Origin of the sequence: Marmoricola endophyticus (assembly GCF_014644415.1) — a bacterium.
In the GTDB taxonomy this organism is placed as follows: domain Bacteria; phylum Actinomycetota; class Actinomycetes; order Propionibacteriales; family Nocardioidaceae; genus Marmoricola; species Marmoricola endophyticus.
Window position 1 is genome coordinate 1,433,875 of record NZ_BMKQ01000001.1, and the last position, 18,350, is coordinate 1,452,224.

At 72.0% G+C, this 18,350-nt stretch carries 18 protein-coding genes and 1 tRNA gene; 6 read left to right on the plus strand and 13 right to left on the minus strand.

Annotated elements, in window-relative coordinates; genetic code table 11:
- Positions 1-143: 143 nt before the first annotated feature.
- The 4 genes from IEX42_RS07010 to IEX42_RS07025 form a co-directional block, all read right to left on the minus strand.
- Complete coding sequence (locus tag IEX42_RS07010) at positions 144-1,646, minus strand: mycothione reductase (RefSeq protein WP_188779135.1); 1,503 nt, start codon at positions 1,644-1,646, stop codon at positions 144-146.
- Positions 1,643-2,692, minus strand: coding sequence for an NAD(P)-dependent alcohol dehydrogenase (locus tag IEX42_RS07015; protein ID WP_188779136.1), 1,050 nt, complete (start codon positions 2,690-2,692; stop codon positions 1,643-1,645). Before IEX42_RS07015 ends, IEX42_RS07010 begins: the two co-directional genes overlap by 4 nt.
- A gap of 133 nt (positions 2,693-2,825) precedes the next feature.
- Positions 2,826-3,464, minus strand: coding sequence for a TetR/AcrR family transcriptional regulator (locus tag IEX42_RS07020; RefSeq protein WP_188779137.1), 639 nt, complete (start codon positions 3,462-3,464; stop codon positions 2,826-2,828).
- 130 nt (positions 3,465-3,594) lie between these two features.
- Positions 3,595-3,668, minus strand: a tRNA-Met gene (locus IEX42_RS07025).
- 124 nt (positions 3,669-3,792) lie between these two features.
- Between IEX42_RS07025 and IEX42_RS07030 the strand changes: the two genes are divergently transcribed.
- Positions 3,793-5,163, plus strand: a complete 1,371-nt coding sequence (locus IEX42_RS07030) for an amino acid permease (protein WP_229660677.1) — start codon at positions 3,793-3,795, stop codon at positions 5,161-5,163.
- Between the two features lie 156 nt (positions 5,164-5,319).
- Here IEX42_RS07030 and IEX42_RS07035 read toward each other — a convergent pair whose 3' ends face one another.
- From IEX42_RS07035 to IEX42_RS07055, 5 genes are all read right to left on the minus strand, one after another.
- Entirely contained in the window at positions 5,320-8,319 is a 3,000-nt protein-coding gene (locus tag IEX42_RS07035) for a UPF0182 family membrane protein (protein WP_229660678.1), read from the minus strand.
- Complete coding sequence (locus IEX42_RS07040; RefSeq protein WP_229660679.1) at positions 8,316-8,936, minus strand: PPA1309 family protein; 621 nt, start codon at positions 8,934-8,936, stop codon at positions 8,316-8,318. Before IEX42_RS07040 ends, IEX42_RS07035 begins: the two co-directional genes overlap by 4 nt.
- Positions 8,930-9,994 (minus strand): YlbL family protein, encoded by a 1,065-nt coding sequence (locus IEX42_RS07045; RefSeq protein ID WP_188779138.1) that lies wholly within the window; start codon positions 9,992-9,994, stop codon positions 8,930-8,932. Before IEX42_RS07045 ends, IEX42_RS07040 begins: the two co-directional genes overlap by 7 nt.
- 92 nt (positions 9,995-10,086) lie before the next feature.
- Entirely contained in the window at positions 10,087-10,338 is a 252-nt protein-coding gene (locus IEX42_RS07050; RefSeq protein ID WP_188779139.1) for a hypothetical protein, read from the minus strand.
- Positions 10,339-10,380: 42 nt separating this feature from the next.
- Positions 10,381-10,827: a molybdenum cofactor biosynthesis protein MoaE gene (locus tag IEX42_RS07055; RefSeq protein WP_188779140.1), complete on the minus strand. Its 447-nt coding sequence runs from the start codon at positions 10,825-10,827 to the stop codon at positions 10,381-10,383.
- 65 nt (positions 10,828-10,892) lie between these two features.
- On the opposite strand from IEX42_RS07055, the gene IEX42_RS07060 reads away from it, so the two are divergent.
- On the plus strand, positions 10,893-12,344 hold the full coding sequence (locus tag IEX42_RS07060) for a zinc-dependent metalloprotease (protein ID WP_188779141.1): 1,452 nt from the start codon (positions 10,893-10,895) through the stop codon (positions 12,342-12,344).
- Positions 12,334-12,900, plus strand: coding sequence for an NUDIX hydrolase (locus tag IEX42_RS07065; RefSeq protein WP_188779142.1), 567 nt, complete (start codon positions 12,334-12,336; stop codon positions 12,898-12,900). Before IEX42_RS07060 ends, IEX42_RS07065 begins: the two co-directional genes overlap by 11 nt.
- Positions 12,901-12,907: 7 nt before the next feature.
- Here the strand turns inward: IEX42_RS07065 and IEX42_RS07070 are convergent, their stop codons facing one another.
- Entirely contained in the window at positions 12,908-13,489 is a 582-nt protein-coding gene (locus tag IEX42_RS07070; RefSeq protein WP_188779143.1) for a M48 metallopeptidase family protein, read from the minus strand.
- Positions 13,490-13,758: 269 nt separating this feature from the next.
- Between IEX42_RS07070 and IEX42_RS07075 the strand changes: the two genes are divergently transcribed.
- From IEX42_RS07075 to IEX42_RS18280, 3 genes are all read left to right on the plus strand, one after another.
- The gene (locus IEX42_RS07075; RefSeq protein ID WP_188779144.1) at positions 13,759-14,808 is read left to right on the plus strand and encodes a PHP domain-containing protein; all 1,050 of its coding nucleotides are present in this window, start codon (positions 13,759-13,761) and stop codon (positions 14,806-14,808) included.
- Between the two features lie 376 nt (positions 14,809-15,184).
- Positions 15,185-15,343, plus strand: a complete 159-nt coding sequence (locus tag IEX42_RS07080; protein ID WP_188779145.1) for a DUF5679 domain-containing protein — start codon at positions 15,185-15,187, stop codon at positions 15,341-15,343.
- 121 nt (positions 15,344-15,464) lie between these two features.
- The gene (locus IEX42_RS18280) at positions 15,465-17,627 is read left to right on the plus strand and encodes an AarF/UbiB family protein (RefSeq protein ID WP_308422207.1); all 2,163 of its coding nucleotides are present in this window, start codon (positions 15,465-15,467) and stop codon (positions 17,625-17,627) included.
- 6 nt (positions 17,628-17,633) lie between these two features.
- On the opposite strand, the gene IEX42_RS07090 is transcribed toward IEX42_RS18280, so the two are convergent.
- The 3 genes from IEX42_RS07090 to IEX42_RS07100 form a co-directional block, all read right to left on the minus strand.
- Positions 17,634-17,792, minus strand: coding sequence for a hypothetical protein (locus IEX42_RS07090; RefSeq protein WP_188779146.1), 159 nt, complete (start codon positions 17,790-17,792; stop codon positions 17,634-17,636).
- An 87-nt stretch (positions 17,793-17,879) separates the two neighbouring features.
- Positions 17,880-18,029: a hypothetical protein gene (locus IEX42_RS07095; protein ID WP_188779147.1), complete on the minus strand. Its 150-nt coding sequence runs from the start codon at positions 18,027-18,029 to the stop codon at positions 17,880-17,882.
- A 44-nt stretch (positions 18,030-18,073) separates the two neighbouring features.
- The gene (locus IEX42_RS07100; RefSeq protein WP_188779148.1) at positions 18,074-18,331 is read right to left on the minus strand and encodes a WhiB family transcriptional regulator; all 258 of its coding nucleotides are present in this window, start codon (positions 18,329-18,331) and stop codon (positions 18,074-18,076) included.
- Positions 18,332-18,350: the final 19 nt, after the last annotated feature.

Consider the following 18,350-nt stretch of genomic DNA (forward strand, 5'->3'; position numbering starts at 1 on the left):
GCCACCCTAGGCCGGTGGTCGTCGCCGGTGGAGGGGGTGCCGGTGGTCTCGACGTCCTCCCTCGCAGAGCTCGGTTCGGGCTCGACCACCTCCGGCACAGCCCGGCTCGATCACTCCGGCAGTCGGGCCGGTTCACGGCAACCTCAGCGGTCGAGATCGGCCTCGAGCTTGAGCAGGGCGTTCTCGACGACCTCGGTGAGGGCGGGGTGGATCCAGTACATCGAGCGCGCGAGGCCGCCGATCTCGACGCCCTGGCTGATCGCCATGATCAGCGGCTGGATCAGCACGGACGCCTGCGGACCGATCAGGTGGGCGCCGACGAGCCGACCGGTGGCGCGGTCGCCGAGCAGCTTCACGAAGTGCTCGAGGTCGGCGCCCTGGGCGTCGGTGTTGTCACCGTTCGGGCCGAGGTGGTCGTCCTCCATGGCCCAGCCGTAGGCGATCTCGGCGTACGTGTGCCGACCGACCGCCAGGTCGATCCCCTGCTCGCGCGCCTGCTCCTCGGTCAGCCCGACCGAGGCGACCTGGGGGTGGGAGAACACCGCGCTGGGGACGTGCTCGTGGTCCGCCGCGACCATCTGCGCCGGGTCGTCGACGTGGTGCAGGTTGTGCTTGACCACGCGGGCGTCGTGGTTGGCGGAGTGCTTGAGCGGCGTGTGGCTGGAGACGTCGCCCAGCGCCCAGACGCCCTCGGCGCTCGTGCGCTGGAGCTCGTCGACGACCACGATGCCGTCGTCGTCGACCTCCACGCCGGCCTTCTCGACGTCGAGCCGGTCGCCGTTGGGCTTGCGCCCGACCGCGAGCAGGAGGGCGTCGACCTCGACGGTCCCGGAGCCCGCCTGGTCGCCGGACAGGTGCAGCACCACCCCGGAGTCGGTCTTCTCGACCCGCTCGAGCGACGTGCCGGTGCGTACGTCCCACTGCTCGCGCGCGAACCGGGTGAACATCGTGGCCACCTCGGCGTCCTGGTTGGAGATCAGGGTGTCGGCGACGTCGACCTGGGTGACCTGCGAGCCGTACGCCGCGAAGACGTGCGCGAGCTCGACCCCGACGTACCCGCCGCCGAGCACCGCGAGCCGGCGCGGGAGCTCCGGGATCCGCATGACCTCGTCGGAGGTGTACCAGTCGGCCGCTCCCGGGTCGTCCGGCCGCATCGGCGGTGCGGTCGCGGGCGCGCGCAGCGTGTCCAGCCCCTCGATCGGGGGTACGACGGGCCGGCTGCCGGCCGCGATGACCACCTGGTCGCCGGAGACCTCGACGGTCTCGCCGGACTCCAGCTGGACGCTGAGCGTGCGCGGCGCGGTGAACCGCGCCTCGCCGGCGTACACCGTGACGTGGTCCTGGCCCTCGCGAAACGCTGCGGCGTCCTCGACGTCCGGGTCGATCCGGCCGAAGACGCGGTCGCGGACCGCTGGCCAGTCCGCTCCGTTCGCGGTCGTACGCACACCGAGCCGGCCCCCCTCCGCGGCCTCGTCGAGGACGGTCGCCGGGTGGGCGAACATCTTCGAGGGGATGCAGCCGCGGTTGATGCACGTCCCGCCGAAGGTCCTGCGCTCGATGATGGCGCAGGACCAGTCGGCGAACGTGCGGTTGACGATGGTGTTCCCCGAGCCGGTGCCGAGGACCACCAGGTCGTAGTGGGTCACGCGAGCGAGGCCGTGTCGATGACCGCGCGGTAGCGCACGGAGCCCTCGACGACCTTGTCGTAGTACTCGTCGACCTTGTCGGCGTCGATCAGCTCGATCTCCGCGGTGATGCCGTGCTCGGCGCAGAAGTCCAGCATCTCCTGGGTCTCGGGCAGCCCGCCGACCATCGACCCGGACAGCGAGCGCCGGTTCGGGAGGATCGAGAACGCCGTGATCGAGAGCTTGTCCTCCGGGGCGCCGAGGTTGTGCATGACGCCGCCGCGACCGAGCAGGCCCATGAAGGAGTCCAGCGGGATGCCGGACCCGACGGTGTTGAGGATGACCTCGAACTCGCCGGCGTGGTCGGTGAAGACCGACTCGTCCTCGGTCGCGAGGTACTCCTTGGCACCGAACCTCAGGCCGTCCTCCTTCTTGGCCTCGGTGCGCGAGAGCACGGTGACGTCGGCGCCCATCGCGGCCGCGATCTTGACCGCGACGTGGCCCAGGCCGCCGAGACCGATGACCCCCACCTTCGAGCCCTGCTTCACGCCGAGCGCCTTCAGGGGGTGGTAGGTGGTGATGCCGGCGCACAGCAGCGGCGTGGTCGCAGCGAGGTCCATCCCGTCAGGGATCTTGACCGCGAAGTGGTCGCGGACGACGACCTGCTGGCTGTAGCCGCCCTTGGTGACCTCGCCGTAGTAGTCCTCCTGGCCGTACGTCTGCACGACGCCGGGGTTGGTGCAGTACTGCTCCTCGCCGTCCTTGCAGGCCTCGCACTCCATGCAGGAGTCGACGAAGCAGCCGACGCCGACGATGTCGCCGACCTTGTGGTCGGTGACCTGGTCGCCGACCTCGGAGACGGTGCCGACGATCTCGTGGCCCGGGGTCAGCGGGAACTGCGTGGTGCCCCACTCCTCGCGAGCGGTGTGGATGTCGGAGTGGCAGATCCCGGCGTACGCGATGTCGATGCGCACGTCGTCGGGGCGCAGGTCGCGCCGCTCGATCTGTGCGCGCTCGAAGCCGGCGTCGGCGGCGGTGGTCTGCAGGGCGTTCACGGTGGTGGTCACGAAGCGCTCTCTCTCGCTCGGGGAATCGTGAGTACGCCTTCCCCAATACCCCGCACCCCCGCGGTCATTCCGCTGATCGCCTGTGCGGCATCCCACGCGGCCCGGTGCGCCGCGCCTCGTGCACCGTCGAGCGCTACTCCCCCACCCAGTCGGGGATCGGCGGGAGCGGCAGCGCCACCAGGCGTTGTGCCTCCACCTGGGACACGCCGAGGGTCATCAGTGTGCGCCAGGTGAACTCGTCGGACTCCTTCGCCGCGTCGAGGTCAGGGCGCAGGTCCAGCAGCTGCACGAACCCCAGCGTCGCCCCGCCGATCGAGAGGTTGGCCCGGTCGAGGTCCGGAACGACGAAGCGCCCGCTCTCGTTGCCCGCCTGCAGGCGGCGGATGAAGGGAGATCCGATCTCGGTGGTGTGCAGCGTGACCAGCGTCCCGCCTGAGAGCAGCACCTGGAAGTGCTGCGGCAGCCGACGCTGCAGCCGCCCGGTGAGCCGGAGCGCAGCGCTCACGGCCTCGGCGGGATCCTCGATGGTGCGGCACAGTGCGTTGAGCATCCCCGCGTAGGTCTCGACCGAGTCCGTGAACGCCGCGTGGAGGAGCGCGTCCTTGGTCTCGAAGTGGTTGAAGAACGATCCGAAGCCGACTCCGGCCATGGTGGTGATCTCACGGATGCTGACACTCGTGCGACGCTCCGCGAGCACCGTGCGGGCGGCGCTCAACAGCGCCCCGCGCGTCTCCGCCTTGCGCTGCTCCCGGCGGCCGGCCACGACTGTCACGCGATCAGTTTAGGTACGCCCGGAGTCGATGCGGGCCGCTTTCGAGCAGGATCCCCGTCGCGAGTCCGCACCCAGGGGTAGCCGAGAAGCAGTCAGGCCCGGAGTCGGACGACTCCGGGCCTGACATCAGTGGCGGGGGCAGGATTTGAACCTGCGACCTCTGGGTTATGAGCCCAGCGAGCTACCGAGCTGCTCCACCCCGCGTCGGTGACACCGAGCCTACGGGAGAGTGGACGGGCGGCCAAATCGAGCAGCGGCCGCAGGAGTCGTCTCGCCGTGCCGCTCCCGACCGGCAGCGGCAGGCCGGCCCGGCGTACGGTCCCGTCGGGTGAGCACAGACACCGACGAGGCGCGCGGCGGCCTGAAGCAAGGGCTCAGGCAGCGACACATGACCCTGATCTCGATCGGCGGCACGATCGGCGCGGGCCTGTTCGTCGGGTCCGGGGTCGTCATCGGCGACACCGGACCGGCGGCGCTGATCTCGTTCCTGCTGGCAGGCGTCCTGGTCATGCTGGTGATGCGGATGCTCGGCGAGATGGCGGTGGCGCGCCCGGCGGTCGGCAGCTTCTACGAGTACGCCCGCGTCGGGCTCGGCGAGTGGGCGGGCTTCACCGTCGGCTGGCTGTACTGGTACTTCTGGGTCGTCGTGGTGGCTGTCGAGGCGGTCGCCGGGGCACGGGTGATCGGGATCTGGGTGCCCGGTGCGCCGCCGTGGCTGATCGGGCTGGTGCTGCTCGCCCTGATGACGGCGACGAACCTCTACTCCGTCCGCGCGTTCGGCGAGTTCGAGTTCTGGTTCTCCTCGCTGAAGGTCATCGCGATCGTGGTGTTCATCGCGGTCGGCGCGGCGTACCTGCTGGGCTGGTGGCCCGACGCGGACGCGAGCCTGGCCCCGCTGACCGGCAACGGCGGGTTCGCCCCGAACGGCTGGTCGGCGGTGGTGGTGGGCGCCGTCCCGGCGGTCGCGTTCTTCGTCGGCGTCGAGCTGGTGACGGTCGCGGCGGCGGAGTCCGACGAGCCCGCACGCATGGTCGCCCGGGCGACGAACTCCGTCGTGCTGCGGGTCCTGCTGTTCTACGTCGGCTCGATCTTCGTCGTCGTCGCGATCGTGCCGTGGGACGCGGACGACGTCGCGACCAGCCCGTACGTCGCCGTGCTGCAGAAGCTCGACGTCCCCGCGGCCGCCACGGTGATGAACGCGATCGTGCTCGTCGCGGTGCTCTCCTCGCTCAACTCCGGCCTGTACGCCGCCTCGCGCATGCTGTTCGCGCTCACCTCGCGCGGCCACGCACCGCGTGCGCTGGTGAAGGTCAGCCCGCGCGGGGTGCCCCTGCGCGCGACGCTGATCGGCACCGTCGTCGCGCTGATCTCGATCGGGGCGTCGTACGTCTCGCCGGACCAGGTCTTCGCGTTCCTGATCTCCAGCTACGGCGTCGTCGCGCTGTTCGTCTACCTGCTGGTCGCGGTCTCCCAGGTACGCCTGCGCCGCCGGCTCGAGCGCGAGGACCCCGAGGCGCTGACCTTCCGGATGTGGCTGTTCCCGTGGCTGTCCTACCTCACGATCGCCGCGATGGTGGTCGTGATCGTCGTCAACGGCCTCGACCCCGGGACCCGCACCGAGTTCCTGCTCAGCGTCGTCGTGCTGCTCGTGGTCCTCGCGGCGTACGCGATCCTGTCGCGCGTACGCCCGGCTCGTTGAGTGGTGCCTCCTACCGGCATGAGTGGTGCCTCGTACCGGCATGAACGGTGCATCCCGCAGCCCGGCACGGCAATGGGCACCACTCGACCCAGCAGGAAGCACCACTCGAGCCGGTGGGAGGCACCGCTCGACGCTGCAGGTGCGCCGGCCGGCGACCTACTGACCGCCGGAGAGCGCCCGCTGGACCAGTGAGCGCGCCTGGTCGACGTTCTTCTGGTACGTCGACAGGTTGCCCGCCTCGAGCGCGGTCTGCGCCGCCTGGAACTTGGCGTTGGCCTGCTCGAGCAGCGCCTTGGCGTCAGCGCTCAGCTTGACGTCGCCGCCGGTCCCGGTGCTGCCGGTCCCCCCGCTGCCGGACGAGCCGGTCTGCGTCGAGCCGTCGGTGTCGCCTGTACCGGACGAGCCGGTCGACCCGGTCGAGCCCGACGTGCCGCCGGGCACGATCTGGCTCAGCGCCTGGTCGAGCGTCGCCCCGATGCCGACGTTGTCGCCGAAGGAGACCAGCACGAACTCCAGCTGCGGGTACGACGCCGCGCCCCCGGACCGCAGGGTGTAGAGCGGCTGCACGTAGAGCAGGCCACCCCCCACGGGCAGGGTGAGCAGGTTGCCGTAGCGCACCGACGCGTTGGACTGCGTGAAGGACCGCAGCTGGGTCGCGACCTTGTCGTCGGAGTTGAACTGGTTCGCGATCTGGCTCGGCCCGGGCACCTGGGTGTTGTCCGGCAGGCGCAGGATCTGGAACTTGCCGTACGTGTCCGGGTCGGCGGCGTCCGCGCCCACCGTCATGAAGGACGCGAGGTTCTGCCGCTTGGTCGGCACGTAGACCGAGGTCAGCGAGAACGTCGGAGCCCCGCCCTGCGTCGTGGACACCGACAGGCGGTACGGCGGCTGCTTGCGGGTGTCGGCCTCGGGGTCCTGCGGCACGTCCCACTTGTCCGAGCCCTCGTAGAAGGTCTTCGGGTTGGTGACGTGGTAGTCGGCGAGGATGTTGCGCTGCACCTTGAACATGTCCTCGGGGTAGCGCATGTGCGCCAGCAGGTCCTTCGGGATCTCCGAGCGGTCCTTGACCACGCCGGGGAACACCTTGCGCCAGGTCTTCAGCACCGGGTCGGACTCGTTCCAGGCGTACAGCGTGACCGTGCCGTCGTAGGCGTCCACGGTCGCCTTGACCGCGTTGCGCATGTAGTTGATGTGGTCGGTCGGCAGGGTCGCGTACGCCGCCCGCGGGTTCAGCGCGTCGGAGACCATCTCGTCGAGCGAGCGCGACTCCGAGAGCGGGTACTTGTCGCTGGTCGTGTAGCCGTCCATGATCCACACGATCTTGCCGTCGACGACCGCCGGCAGCGCGTCGTTGTCGACCGTCAGCCACGGCGCGACCTTCTGGACGCGCTGGCGCGGGTTGCGGTCGTAGAGGATCTTGGAGTCGTCGTTGACGCGCGAGGACAGCACGAGGTTCGAGTCGCCGAACTTCATCGCGTAGAGCAGCTTGCGGAAGGTGGAGCCGATCTCGACGCCACCCTTGCCCTCGTAGGTGCTGGTGCGCGACGAGCTCGGGTCGTCGGTGTTGCCCTGCGGCACGTCCAGCTCGATCGGGCTCTCGCCCTTGGGCCGGCCGACGACGGAGTAGTCCGGGCTCTGCTCCCCGTAGTAGATCTGCGGACGGTAGCCACCCTTGGTCAGGTCGGAGAGCTCACCGACCGGCGGCAGCTTCTGCTCGGCCCACACCGGCTGACCGTTGTTCGTCGTCACGGGCTGGTCGGCCGCGTTCCGCTGGTTGCCGTACGCCGCGATCATGCCGTAGCCGTGGGTGTAGACGGTCTTCTCGTTGGCCCAGTTCTTCTGCGCGTCGGGCAGGCCCGCCTGGTTCAGCTCGCGCGCCGCGACGACCAGGTCGCGCTCCCGGCCGTCGATGTCGTAGCGGTCCACGTCGAGCACGTTGGGCACCGAGTAGTAGCCGCGCACCTGCTGGAGCTGCTCGAAGGTGTTCGACACGACCTGCGGGTCGACCAGCCGGATCCCCGCCTGTGACGCGGCGTCCTGGCCCAGCCGGGCCTGGTTGAGGGTGTCGGTGGCGTCGTAGGAGCTGATCTTCGCCCCGCCGACGTCGTAGGCCGCGCGGGTCGCCTGGATGTTCTTGGCGATGTACGGGGCCTCCTTGTCGGCCGCCGACGGGTCGACCTGGAAGCGCTGCACGATCGCCGGCCAGATCGCGCCCAGCAGCACCGCGGACAGCACCAGCAGCGCGACCCCGACGCCGGGCAGCAGCCAGGTGCGGCGGAACACGTTGGCGAACATCAGCAGCGCGCAGATCAGCGCGATGATCAGGAGGATGTTCTTCGCCGGCAGGACGGCGTTCTCGCGTGCGTACGTCATGCCGGTGACCAGGCCGCCGGTGTCGGTGGTGAGGTCGAAGCGGTCCAGCCAGTAGTCCGCCGCCTTGAGCAGCAGCAGGATGCCGAGGACAACCGACACCTGCACCTGGGCGGCGCCGGAGAACCGGTGCGGTCCCGCGAGCCGGACGCCGCCGTACAGGTAGTGCACGAGCACGCCGGCCATCAGCCCGATCACCAGTGCCGTCGTCGCGAAGTCGACCAGGTAGTGCAGCCAGGGCAGGGAGAAGAAGTAGAACCCGACGTCCTTGTCGAAGTACGGGTCGGTCCGGCCGAACGGCGTGCGGTCCTTCCACAGCAGGAAGGTCCGCCACTGGCCGGTCGCGGAGATGCCGGCGAAGATCCCGAGCAGCACGCTCACGCCGATCAGCAGCACCCGGCGCAGCGGGTTGATCACCGAGCGGTAGCGCTCGAGGTTGGCCTCGTCGTAGGTGTCGGCGCGGAAGCCGGGGCGGAAGTGGTACGCGACCCACAGGTTGACCCCGACGACCAGCGCCATCACCAGGCCGAAGCCGACGGCCAGGCCGACACGGGTCCACAGCAGGGTGCTGAACACCGAGGAGTAGCCGACCGAGGAGAACCACAGCTTCTCGGTCCAGACGCCCGTGAAGACGCTGAGCAGCAGGAACAGCACGACCAGGACCACCGCGGTGAGCAGCAGCGGGCTGGGGCGGCGCCGACCGGTGCGCGGTGGCGTGGGTCCCTCACCTGCGCCGCCCGCCCCACCGGGTCGGCCGGGGCGTGGCGGCTGCATCGCGTCGCTCACGTGCTCTCCTCCTCGGGCGCTGGCGCGCGGTCGTTCTCGCCCTCGGGACCGCTCGCGGCCGGGCTGTCCGGCACGTCCGCCTCGTCGGTGAGGGTGGCTTGCAGCAACTCTAGAAGGGCAGGCACAAGGTCCGGGCCGGCCACGACCGACTGCGGGTCGTCGTGGCTGCGGAACCGGAAGGCGCACCAGGTCTGACCGGTCCGGGTGGCCGCGGCGATCATCCGGAGCTCCTGGCGCTCCGGGTGCTCCGCGGCGTACGACGACGCCGCCGCCGGATCGTCCTCGAGCGCGGCCAGGTCGGCGTCCGCTGACGGCGGGAGCACCACGCGCTCGACGACGGCGGCGCACCCGGCGACCTCGTCCGGCCAGCTGATCTGCTCCAGCGTGGCCTCGAGGTCGCGGTCGGCGGGCAGCTCCTGGTCGATTGGCGTCAGGCCGCTCGCGTCGGGCGAGAGGCCGAGCTGGCCGGCCAGCTCGGGCTCGGCGCGTACCAGGTCCGCGGTCGGCACCAGCGCGAACAGCTGTGCCGCACGGTCCCAGCCACGCTCCGCCGCGTGCGCCTCGACCTCCGCGACCGCGACCCGCAGGGCGCGGTCGGTCGCCTCGGGGGTCAGCACGTCGGCAGCTTCGCGTCGTGGTCCTCGCGCCAGGCGTTCACGTCATCCAGCGCCTGCGCGAAGGTGCTCACCTTGACCACCCGCATCTTCTCCTGGTCGTAGGGGCCTCCGCGCACCTCGTCGCAGTTGGAGGCGGGCGCGAGGAAGAGCTTCGCGCCGGCCGCCTGGGCAGCGACGAGCTTCTGCTGGATCCCGCCGATCGCACCGACGGCACCCTTGGCGTCGATCGTGCCGGTGCCCGCGATGTCGGAGTCGCCGGTCAACGAGCCCGGGGTGAGAGTGTCGTAGATCGACATCGCGAACATCATCCCGGCGCTCGGGCCGCCGATCGCCTCGGGGATCCGGACGGTGACCTGGACGGGGAAGTCGTACCCCTGCCCCACGGTCACCTTCAGCGCCGACTGCGTCGGGTCGTCCGCAGAGGCGACGGTCTTCACCCGGACGGTGATCTGCTTCCCGTCGCGGACGACCACCACGGCGGCGGTCGCGCCGGGCTTCACCGCCTGCACCGCGCTCACGGCACCCTCGACCGAGCCGACCTTCTGCCCGTCGACCGACACGATCCGGTCGCGGACGTCGAACGCCCCGTCGCCGGGACCGCCGCGCGCGATGCCGAGGATCTGCACCGACGTCGGGACCTTGTAGCCCAGCTCACGCAGCGCCGCAGCGACCGCGGAGTCCTGGGAGCCGACCATCGCGACCTGGTTCTCCGCCTTGACGTCGTCGGCGGACTCGTCGGGCGCGTAGATGTCGTCGTACTTGTAGACCGCCTCGGACGGCTTGACCCACGCCGTCAGCGCCTGCGCGAGCGTGATGTAGCCGTCGGCTCCGCTGGGCGAGACCGTCAGCAAGCGCAGCGCACCGTCGTCGCGGTAGGTCCTGGTGCCGTCGGAGACGCGCACGACGTAGCCGCCCTCCTTCGCCGACACCTTCTGCAGCAGGTTCACCGTCGGGCCCGGGCGGTAGACGACGTACGGGACCGGGACGAGCAGGACCACCAGGAACACGACCAGCAGGCCCACCGTCGCGATCGTCGAGGCCAGTCCGCGACGACTCACGGCCTCCTCACCTGCTGCTCGTCGGAGACACTCGCACCTGCCGGATCACCCGGTCACTGTCTCACCAGGCACCAACGCCGCTGCCGGGGTGGTCAGGCGGAGCGGCGGTGACGGTCGCCGTGACCGCGCTCGTCGGTGTCCGGCTGCTCCGCGGGGCGGCGTGCCGGGCGTGGCGCGGAGACGCCGCCGTCCTCGTCGTACGTCGGCTCCGGGGCCGCGGGTGCCGGGCGCGCGCGCTCCAGCTCGACCCGGCGAGCCTCCTCGCGGCGCGCCGCGACGGCCGCACCCCAGGCGGCCAGGAGCGTGACCAGCACCGCCGGCACCAGCCACAGCAGGATCTCCATCCGGCCAATCTAGGACCGACCGGGCGCCCGGCGCGGCTGCGCTCAGGGCGTGTTGACCCACTCCTCGTCGCCGTCGGCGAACACCTGGTGCTTCCAGATGGGCGTCCGCTCCTTGAGCCGGTCGATCAGCGCCTTGCCGGCGACGAACGCCTCGGCACGGTGCGCGGTGACCACGGCCGTGATCACGGCGACGTCACCGATGGCGAGCCGCCCGACCCGGTGGACCGCGGCGACGGCGAGGACGTCGTACTCCTCGGCGACCTCGGCGGCCACCTCGCGCATCGCCTCCGCCGCACTCGGGTGGGCGGAGTAGTCGAGGTGGGTGACCCCCCGGTCGTCGTCGTGGTCGCGGACGGTGCCGAGGAAGAGGTCGACCGCGCCGCCGGCGTCGTGGCCCAGCGCCGCGGTCACCTCGGCGACGTCCAAGGGCTCCTCGCGGACCTCGACGAGGCGGACGACGGGGTGCGAGGCAGCGGTCGCGTCGGTCACGGTGCCAACCCTAGGGCGGGGCGCTGGCGGGTGAGCCGTTGGTCGCGGCGGAGTACCGTCGGACCATGCCTGACAACCCTTCCGGCAACCTTCCCGGCGACCCCGAGGACCCGGACCACTCGCGCGACGACAGCAGCGGCGGCTCGGGGCAGAACCCGTTCGCGGGCACGCCCTTCGAGCAGATCTTCTCGGCGTTCGGCGGGGGCGCCGGCGGCGAGGGGATGGCCGGGATGTTCGGCGGCCAGGGCGGGCAGATGCCGGACCTGAACGCGCTGCTCGGGCAGGTGCAGAGCCTGATGACCCCGTACGACGGCCCGGTGAACTGGACGCTCGCGAACGACATCGCGCGCAAGTCCGTGGCCCAGCAGCCCGACCCGACGCCGGGGCGGCCCGACCGTGACCGGGTCGCCGACAGCGTGCGGCTGGCCGACCACTGGCTCGACGCGGTCACCCCGCTGGCCTCCGGCGTCACCGTCGGCGCGGCCTGGAGCCGCGCGGAGTGGGTGGAGCAAACCGCCGAGGTGTGGAAGCGGCTCGTCGAGCCGGTCGCCGAGCACGTCAACGGTGCGGTCAACGGGGCGCTGGGCGACCAGATGCCCGAGGAGGCCCGGGCGATGGCCGGGCCGCTGATGGGGATGCTCGGCAAGCTCGGCGGCACGATGTTCGGCTCCCAGGTCGGTCAGGCGCTCGGCGGGCTGGCCGGCGAGGTGCTCACCGCGTCCGACATCGGCCTGCCGCTCGGCCCGGCCGGGCAGGCCGCGCTCGTGACCACGAACGTCGCGGCCTTCGCCGAGGGTCTCGACGTGTCCGAGGACGACGTCGTGCTCTACCTCGCGCTGCGCGAGTGCGCCCACCAGCGCCTGTTCGCGCAGGTGCCGTGGCTGCGCCAGCACCTGCTCTCCGCGGTCGAGGAGTACGGCCGCGGCATGCGGATCGACGTCTCCGGGATCGAGAGCAAGCTGCAGGGCCTGGACCCGACGAACCTGGCCGGGATGCAGGAGGCGATGGAGGGAGGTCTGTTCGAGCCCGAGCAGACCCCGGCGCAGAAGACCGCGCTGGCCAAGCTGGAGACGACCCTGGCCCTGGTCGAGGGCTGGGTCGACGAGGTCGTCGGCCAGGCCACCGAGACCCGGATGCCCGCTGCGAGCAAGCTGCACGAGGCCGTCCGCCGCCGGCGGGCCGCCGGTGGTCCCGCCGAGCAGACGTTCGCCGCGCTGGTCGGTCTCGAGCTGCGCCCGCGTCGGCTGCGCGACGCCTCCACGCTGTGGGGCTCGCTGCGCTCGCGGCAGGGGCAGGACGCCCGCGACGCCGTGTGGGCCCACCCCGACCTGCTGCCGACCGCGGCCGACCTCGACGACCCGCTGGTCTTCCGCGCCGACCTCGAGCAGCCGGCCGAGCTGAGCGACGACGACTTCGACTCCGAGCTGGGCAGGCTGCTCTCCGGCGAGCTGCCGGACGCCCCGGACGAGCGCGAGGACGGTGGCGACGGCACGGACCAGGGCCCGGGTGCCGGCTGACGCCGCTCCGGCGGGGCTTCGCGAGGACGCCCTGGCCGTCCTGCACGGCTGGACCCCGCCCGACGAGGAGCAGGACCGGCTTCGCGACCAGTACCTCGCCCACCTGCGGCGCCACCGCGACGAGCGCCTCGACGGACTGGTCAGGGACCCGGAGCCGGATCACCTGACCGCGAGCGTCGCCGTCCTCTCCGCCGACCGCACCCGGGTGCTGCTCACCTTGCACCGCAAGGCACGACGCTGGTTCCAGCTGGGCGGTCACCTCGAGCCGGCCGACGCCACGCTGCGGGACGCGGCCCTGCGCGAGGCGACCGAGGAGTCGGGCATCGCCGGGCTGGAGGTCACGGCCGCACCGGTACGTCTGGACCTGCACCCGGTGCCGTTCTGCCACGCCGACGGCACCGCCCGCCATCTCGACGTCCAGTACGCCGCCCACGCGCCCGCCGGTGCCGCAGCAGAGGTCAGCGCGGAGTCGCTGGACCTTCGGTGGTGGCCCGTGGACGACCTGCCGTCGGACGAGGAGTCGCTGCACCGGCTGGTCGAGCGCGCCCTGGGCTGAGCACCGCTCACTCCCCTTCGACGTCGTCGCCCGCGTCGTCCGGCCAGCCCGCCGACGTCGCCAGCGCCTCGAGGTACCCCGTGGCCCGCTCGGTGCGCGGGAAGCGCTCGGCGAGCGCTCGGAACCGCGGACCGTGGTGGGGCTCGACCAGGTGGGCCAGCTCGTGGACCAGCACGGAGTCGAGGACGTAGCCCGGCACGTCCTGCAGCCGGTGGCTGATCCGGATCGTGCCCCGCGCGGGGGTGCAGGAGCCCCAGCGGTGCTCCTGGTTGGTCACCCAGCGCACGGAGGTCGGCCGCGGGAGGTCGTACTGGTCGGCGAGGGCCTGGGCCCGACGGTCGAGGTCGACCCCGGCCGCCCGGCCGGTGCGCCGCTTCGCCAGGAGCTTGGCCAGCATGTCCTCGGTCCACCTGCGCTCCTCCTCCAGGCTCGCCCGGGCCGGGATCATCAGCACCATCACCTCACCGTCGGAGCGCTGCTCCATCCGGGCGGAGACGGTCCGCGAGCGGCGGGCCGAGCGGCGCACCTCCACCCGCGGCGACGAGGGGTCGTCGTTCGCGGGCGAGAAGGGGAGCGTCGGGTCGTCCATGTCGGCCACGCTAGGGCGTGTCTCTCAATTCTGGTCGTGGCGAGCGTCGTCCAGCGCGTGCGCTGGCAGCTCCGGGGTCCCTGCGGGAGCGCGAGCGAAGCGAGCGGTCTCGTGGGGTGGTGGCTTGGCGCCGGAACGCACGCATACCGGGCGTCTGTGCAGTGACGGCAACGCCGCCAGCGCGCGTGATGGGCGGCGCGCAGCAGGCCACTGAACTGAGAGACATGCCCTAGGGCCCGCCACCGACGGGTGCGTCGTAGGTTGATCGCGTGCCGACCGAGGAGAAGTGGGACCAGGGCCCGGTCGCCGCGCTGCGCCGGATCGCCTTCCTGCTGGAGCGGTCCCGTGCGGACACGTACAAGGTCAAGGCCTACCGCAACGCCGCGGCCGGCCTCCTCCCCCTCGGCGAGGACGAGGTCGCCGAGCGCGCCGCCGCGGGGACGCTGCAGGAGCTGGACGGGATCGGTGCGTCGACGGCCGCGGTGATCTCCGACGCGGTCGACGGCCGTGTCCCCGAGCGGCTGGCCCGTCTCGAGCGTGACGAGGCAGGACCGCTGGTCGAGGGCGGCGAGGAGGTACGTGCCGCGCTGCGGGGGGACCTGCACTCGCACTCCGACTGGTCCGACGGCGGCTCGCCGATCGAGGAGATGGCGTTCACGGCGATGGAGCTCGGCCACGAGTACCTCGTGCTCACCGACCACTCCCCTCGCCTGAGTGTCGCCCACGGCCTGTCGGCAGCACGGTTGGCTCGACAGCTCGACGTCGTCGACGCGGTCAACGCGCACCTGGGCACCGGCGGCTTCCGGCTGCTCAAGGGGATCGAGGTGGACATCCTCGACGACGGTGGTCTGGACCAGAGCGAGGAGATGCTGGGCCGGCTCGACGTACGGGTCGCCTCCGTCCACTCCGCGCTGCGGATGGACGCACGCCCGATGACCGCGCGGATGGTCGCAGCCGTCGGGCACCCGATGACCAACGTGCTCGGACACTGCACGGGCCGCCTCGTCACCGGGTCGCGGGGCACCCGCCCCTCCTCGGAGTTCGACGCCCGCGCGGTCTTCGAGGCCTGCGTCGAGCACGACGTCGCGGTCGAGATCAACGCCCGGCCCGAGCGCCGCGACCCCCCGAGCCGGCTGATCGAGCTGGCCCGCGACCTCGGCTGCCTGTTCTCCATCGACTCCGACGCCCACGCGCCCGGGCAGCTGGACTTCCTCGCGTACGGCTGCGCCCGCGCGGAGGAGTTCGGGATCGAGGCCGACCGGATCGTCAACACCTGGACGCGCGAGCGCCTGCTGACCTGGGCGGCCCCCGCGTCCTGAGCCGGTCCGGGATCCACAGGCGGCACGGGGTGATCCACATCGCTCCACAGGCCGTCCACACCGTTGTCCACAGGGTGTGGACGTTCCACAGGGCGTAGCGGAATGCGGCGCCGCTCGTCGAACGTCGCCGGCGTTGACCCACCCCCGCACCGCGCCCTAGGTTGGACCGTACGAGAGGCCCCCGGGGCAGCTCGGTCGCAGGCAAGGGGAAGGCCGGCGGCCGGGCACCCCGGGGGCCCTTCTTCGTCTTTGGCTCCGGCTCGAGAAGACGATGCGCGCGACCCCGGGAGTAGGGTCGGGCGCGGTCCGTCGGGCCGGGCCGGTCGCGCGTGGACGTCGGCAGCACCAAGACGAGCAGAGCACGAGGAGACCAGCCATGGCCGAGACCTGGAGCGGCGAGTTCTACTGCGTGAAGTGCAAGGAGAAGCGCGAGGCCGACGGCGACGTGTCCGTCAGTGAGAAGGGCACCCGGATGGCCAAGGCCGTCTGCCCGATCTGCGGCACCAAGCTGAACCGGATCCTCGGCAGGGCCTGACCCGGCGAGCAGGGCCGGCCACCGCGCCCCGGTGACCCTCGGGGGCCCGGTCTGTCGGCCTGGTCGACGGACCTGTGGACAACCGCGGCGCCTCGCGCTCCGACTCTGGTTGCCTGAGCCGGTGCCGACCCCTCCACCAGCGCAGCGTCCCCGGCTCGGGCTCGGGGTGCGCGTGCTGCGGCACGGACCCGACCAGTGGCAGGTCGGGCTGGAGCCCCAGCGACGGCTGAGGCTGCCCGACACGGACGAGGTGCGGCGTACCCTCGCGGGACTCGCGGACGCGGCGCTCGCCGTCGACACGGACGACCCGGTGCTCACCGCCCTCGCCTCCCACGGTCTGCTGCACCACGACGCGGTCGGCTCCTCCGAGGGTCGCCGCGTGCAGGTCCGGCGGTTCGGGGCCGGTTGGGTCCCCGACCCCGTGCCCCTGCTCGAGCAGACCGGTCTCCTCCCCCGGCCCGACGGCGAGGACGCCGACGCAGCGCTCCTGGTGGGCTTCGGCGAGCCGGCTCGCGAGCTCACTGACCCGTGGGTGTACGCCGGCCTGCCACACCTGGTCGTACGCCTGCACGCGACGGAGGCCGTCGTCGGCCCCCTGGTCGTCCCCGGTGCCGGAGCCTGCCTGCGCTGCCTGGACGCGTACCGCACCGTGGACGACCCGCGGTGGCCGCAGCTCGTGCACCGGCACGCCGAGCTCGACGAGCAGGTGCGGCGCGACGGTCTGACCGACCGGGCCGACCCGGTGCTCGGCGCTGGCGCTGGCCTGGGCGGTCCGGGACCTCGCCACTCATCTGGCCGGACGGGTGGCCGGGACCCGGTCGGCGACCCTGCGGCTGCCGCCCGACCTCGGCGAGGTGGAGCTGGTCTCCTGGCTGCAGCACCCGGACTGTGCCTGCACCTGGTGACCGTCCGACCAGCCGTGCGCGATGATCGGAGCATGAGCGAGGACGAGTCGGCGAGCCTGCCCCGCAAGGCGTTCACCCGCTCGGCCCGCCTGGCCGCGCTGCCGCTGGGGTACGCCGGCCGCAGCGCCGTCGGCCTCGGGCGTCGGCTCGGTGGGGCGTCCAGCGAGACGGTCCTCACCGAGATCCAGCAGCGGACCGCCGCGCAGGTCTTCCGCACCCTCGGCGAGCTCAAGGGCGGGGCGATGAAGGTCGGCCAGCAGATGTCGATCCTCGAGGCCGCGCTCCCCGACGACGTGGTCGGGCCGTACCGCGAGACGCTGACCAAGCTGCAGGACTCCGCGCCGCCGATGCCCACCGCGACGGTGCGCCGGATCCTCGCCGAGGACCTCGGCGCCGACTGGAAGCAGCAGCTGGTCGAGCTGGACCCGGTGCCGGCGGCCGCCGCCTCCATCGGCCAGGTGCACCGCGGACGCTGGGTCGACGGGCGCGAGGTCGCGGTCAAGGTGCAGTACCCCGGCGCCGGGGAGGCGCTGCTCGCGGACCTGCGGCAGATCTCCCGGCTGGCCCGGACCATCGGCACGCTGCTGCCGGGCATCGACGTACGCCCGCTGGTCGAGGAGCTGCAGGAGCGCGCGAAGGACGAGCTGGACTACGACCTCGAGGCCGCGGCGCAGCACACCTTCGCCACGGCCTTCCGTGACGATCCCTCCGTCATCGTCCCCGACGTGGTCGACCACGGCGCCCGGGTGCTGGTCACGGAGTGGCTGGACAGCACGTCGTCGCTGGCGGCGGTGATCGCCGAGGGCACCGAGGCCGAGCGCGACCACTACGGCGAGCTGTTCATCAGGTTCCTGTTCGCCGGGCCGACGCGCACGGGGATGCTGCACGCCGACCCGCACCCCGGCAACTACCGCGTGGTGCCCGACCCTGACGGCGGGCCGGGACGCCTCGGCGTGCTCGACTTCGGCGCGGTCGCCCGGCTCGCCGAGGGCAGCCTCCCCGAGGAGATGGGCAGGATGATCCGGATCGCGACGCAGGGCGATGCCGACGCGCTGCTGGCCGGACTGCGCGAGATCGGCTTCGTCCGTCCGAGGGTGAGCGTCGACCCCCAGCAGCTGCGCGACTACCTCTCGCCGTTCGTGGAGCCGGCCAGCGTCGAGAGGTTCCGGTTCACCCGCGAGTGGATGCGAGCCCAGTTCCAGCGGATCAACGACCCGCGCGAGCCGGGCTACACCCTGACGCTCAAGCTCAACCTGCCGCCGTCGTACATGCTGATCCACCGGACCTGGCTCGGCGGGATCGGCGTGATGAGCCAGCTCGGTGCCGAGGCACCCTTCCGGGAGATCCTCACCGAGTCGCTGCCCGGCTTCGCAGGCTGAGCGCGCTCACCACCACTCGGAGTCCAGCTTGGCCTCCATCGAGCGCAGGTGGTCGCGCGAGCACCGGTCACAGAAGTGCCGCAGCCGCCCGTGCTCGGTCGCCGACGTCCAGGTCAGTGGCGGCGGCTCGGCCACGACGCGTCCGCAGTGCGCGCAGGCGATCATCTGCGCGACGGTAGCCGAAAGGGCCGGCCCGGCCCGCGACTGCGGGGGCCGAGCCGGCCCTGATGAGGGATGCGTGCGCCGGCGTGGTCACCGGCCGTGTGCGCCGTACAGCATCCGGGCGAGGTCCAGCTGCGAGGACAGTGCCCGGTCGGCCGTACGGTCCAGCCGCCCCCGGGGCGGCAGCGGGCCGCGACGGCGGTGACGGGTCCGGACCTCGCGCTCCTGGTTCAGGTTCATCGTGGTGCTCCTCGGGTGTCGTGCTTCGTGGTGCTGGTCTGTGCTCAGGCGGCGACGGGGTTCTTCCTGGGACGGCCGCGGGGCCGCTTGCGCTCGATCACGACGCCGTGGTCGAAGATCTCGCCACCCCACACCCCCCAGGGCTCGCGCCGGTCCAGCGCCCCGGCCAGGCACTCGTTGCGGACGGGGCAGGAGCTGCACAGGGCCTTCGCGCACTCGAGGTCGGCGGGCGCCTCGGCGAAGAACAGCTCCCCCTGGCCACGTTGGCAGGGCAGTGCCGGCGGGGTGATGTCGACGGTCATGGGTCTCACCTCCTTCCCT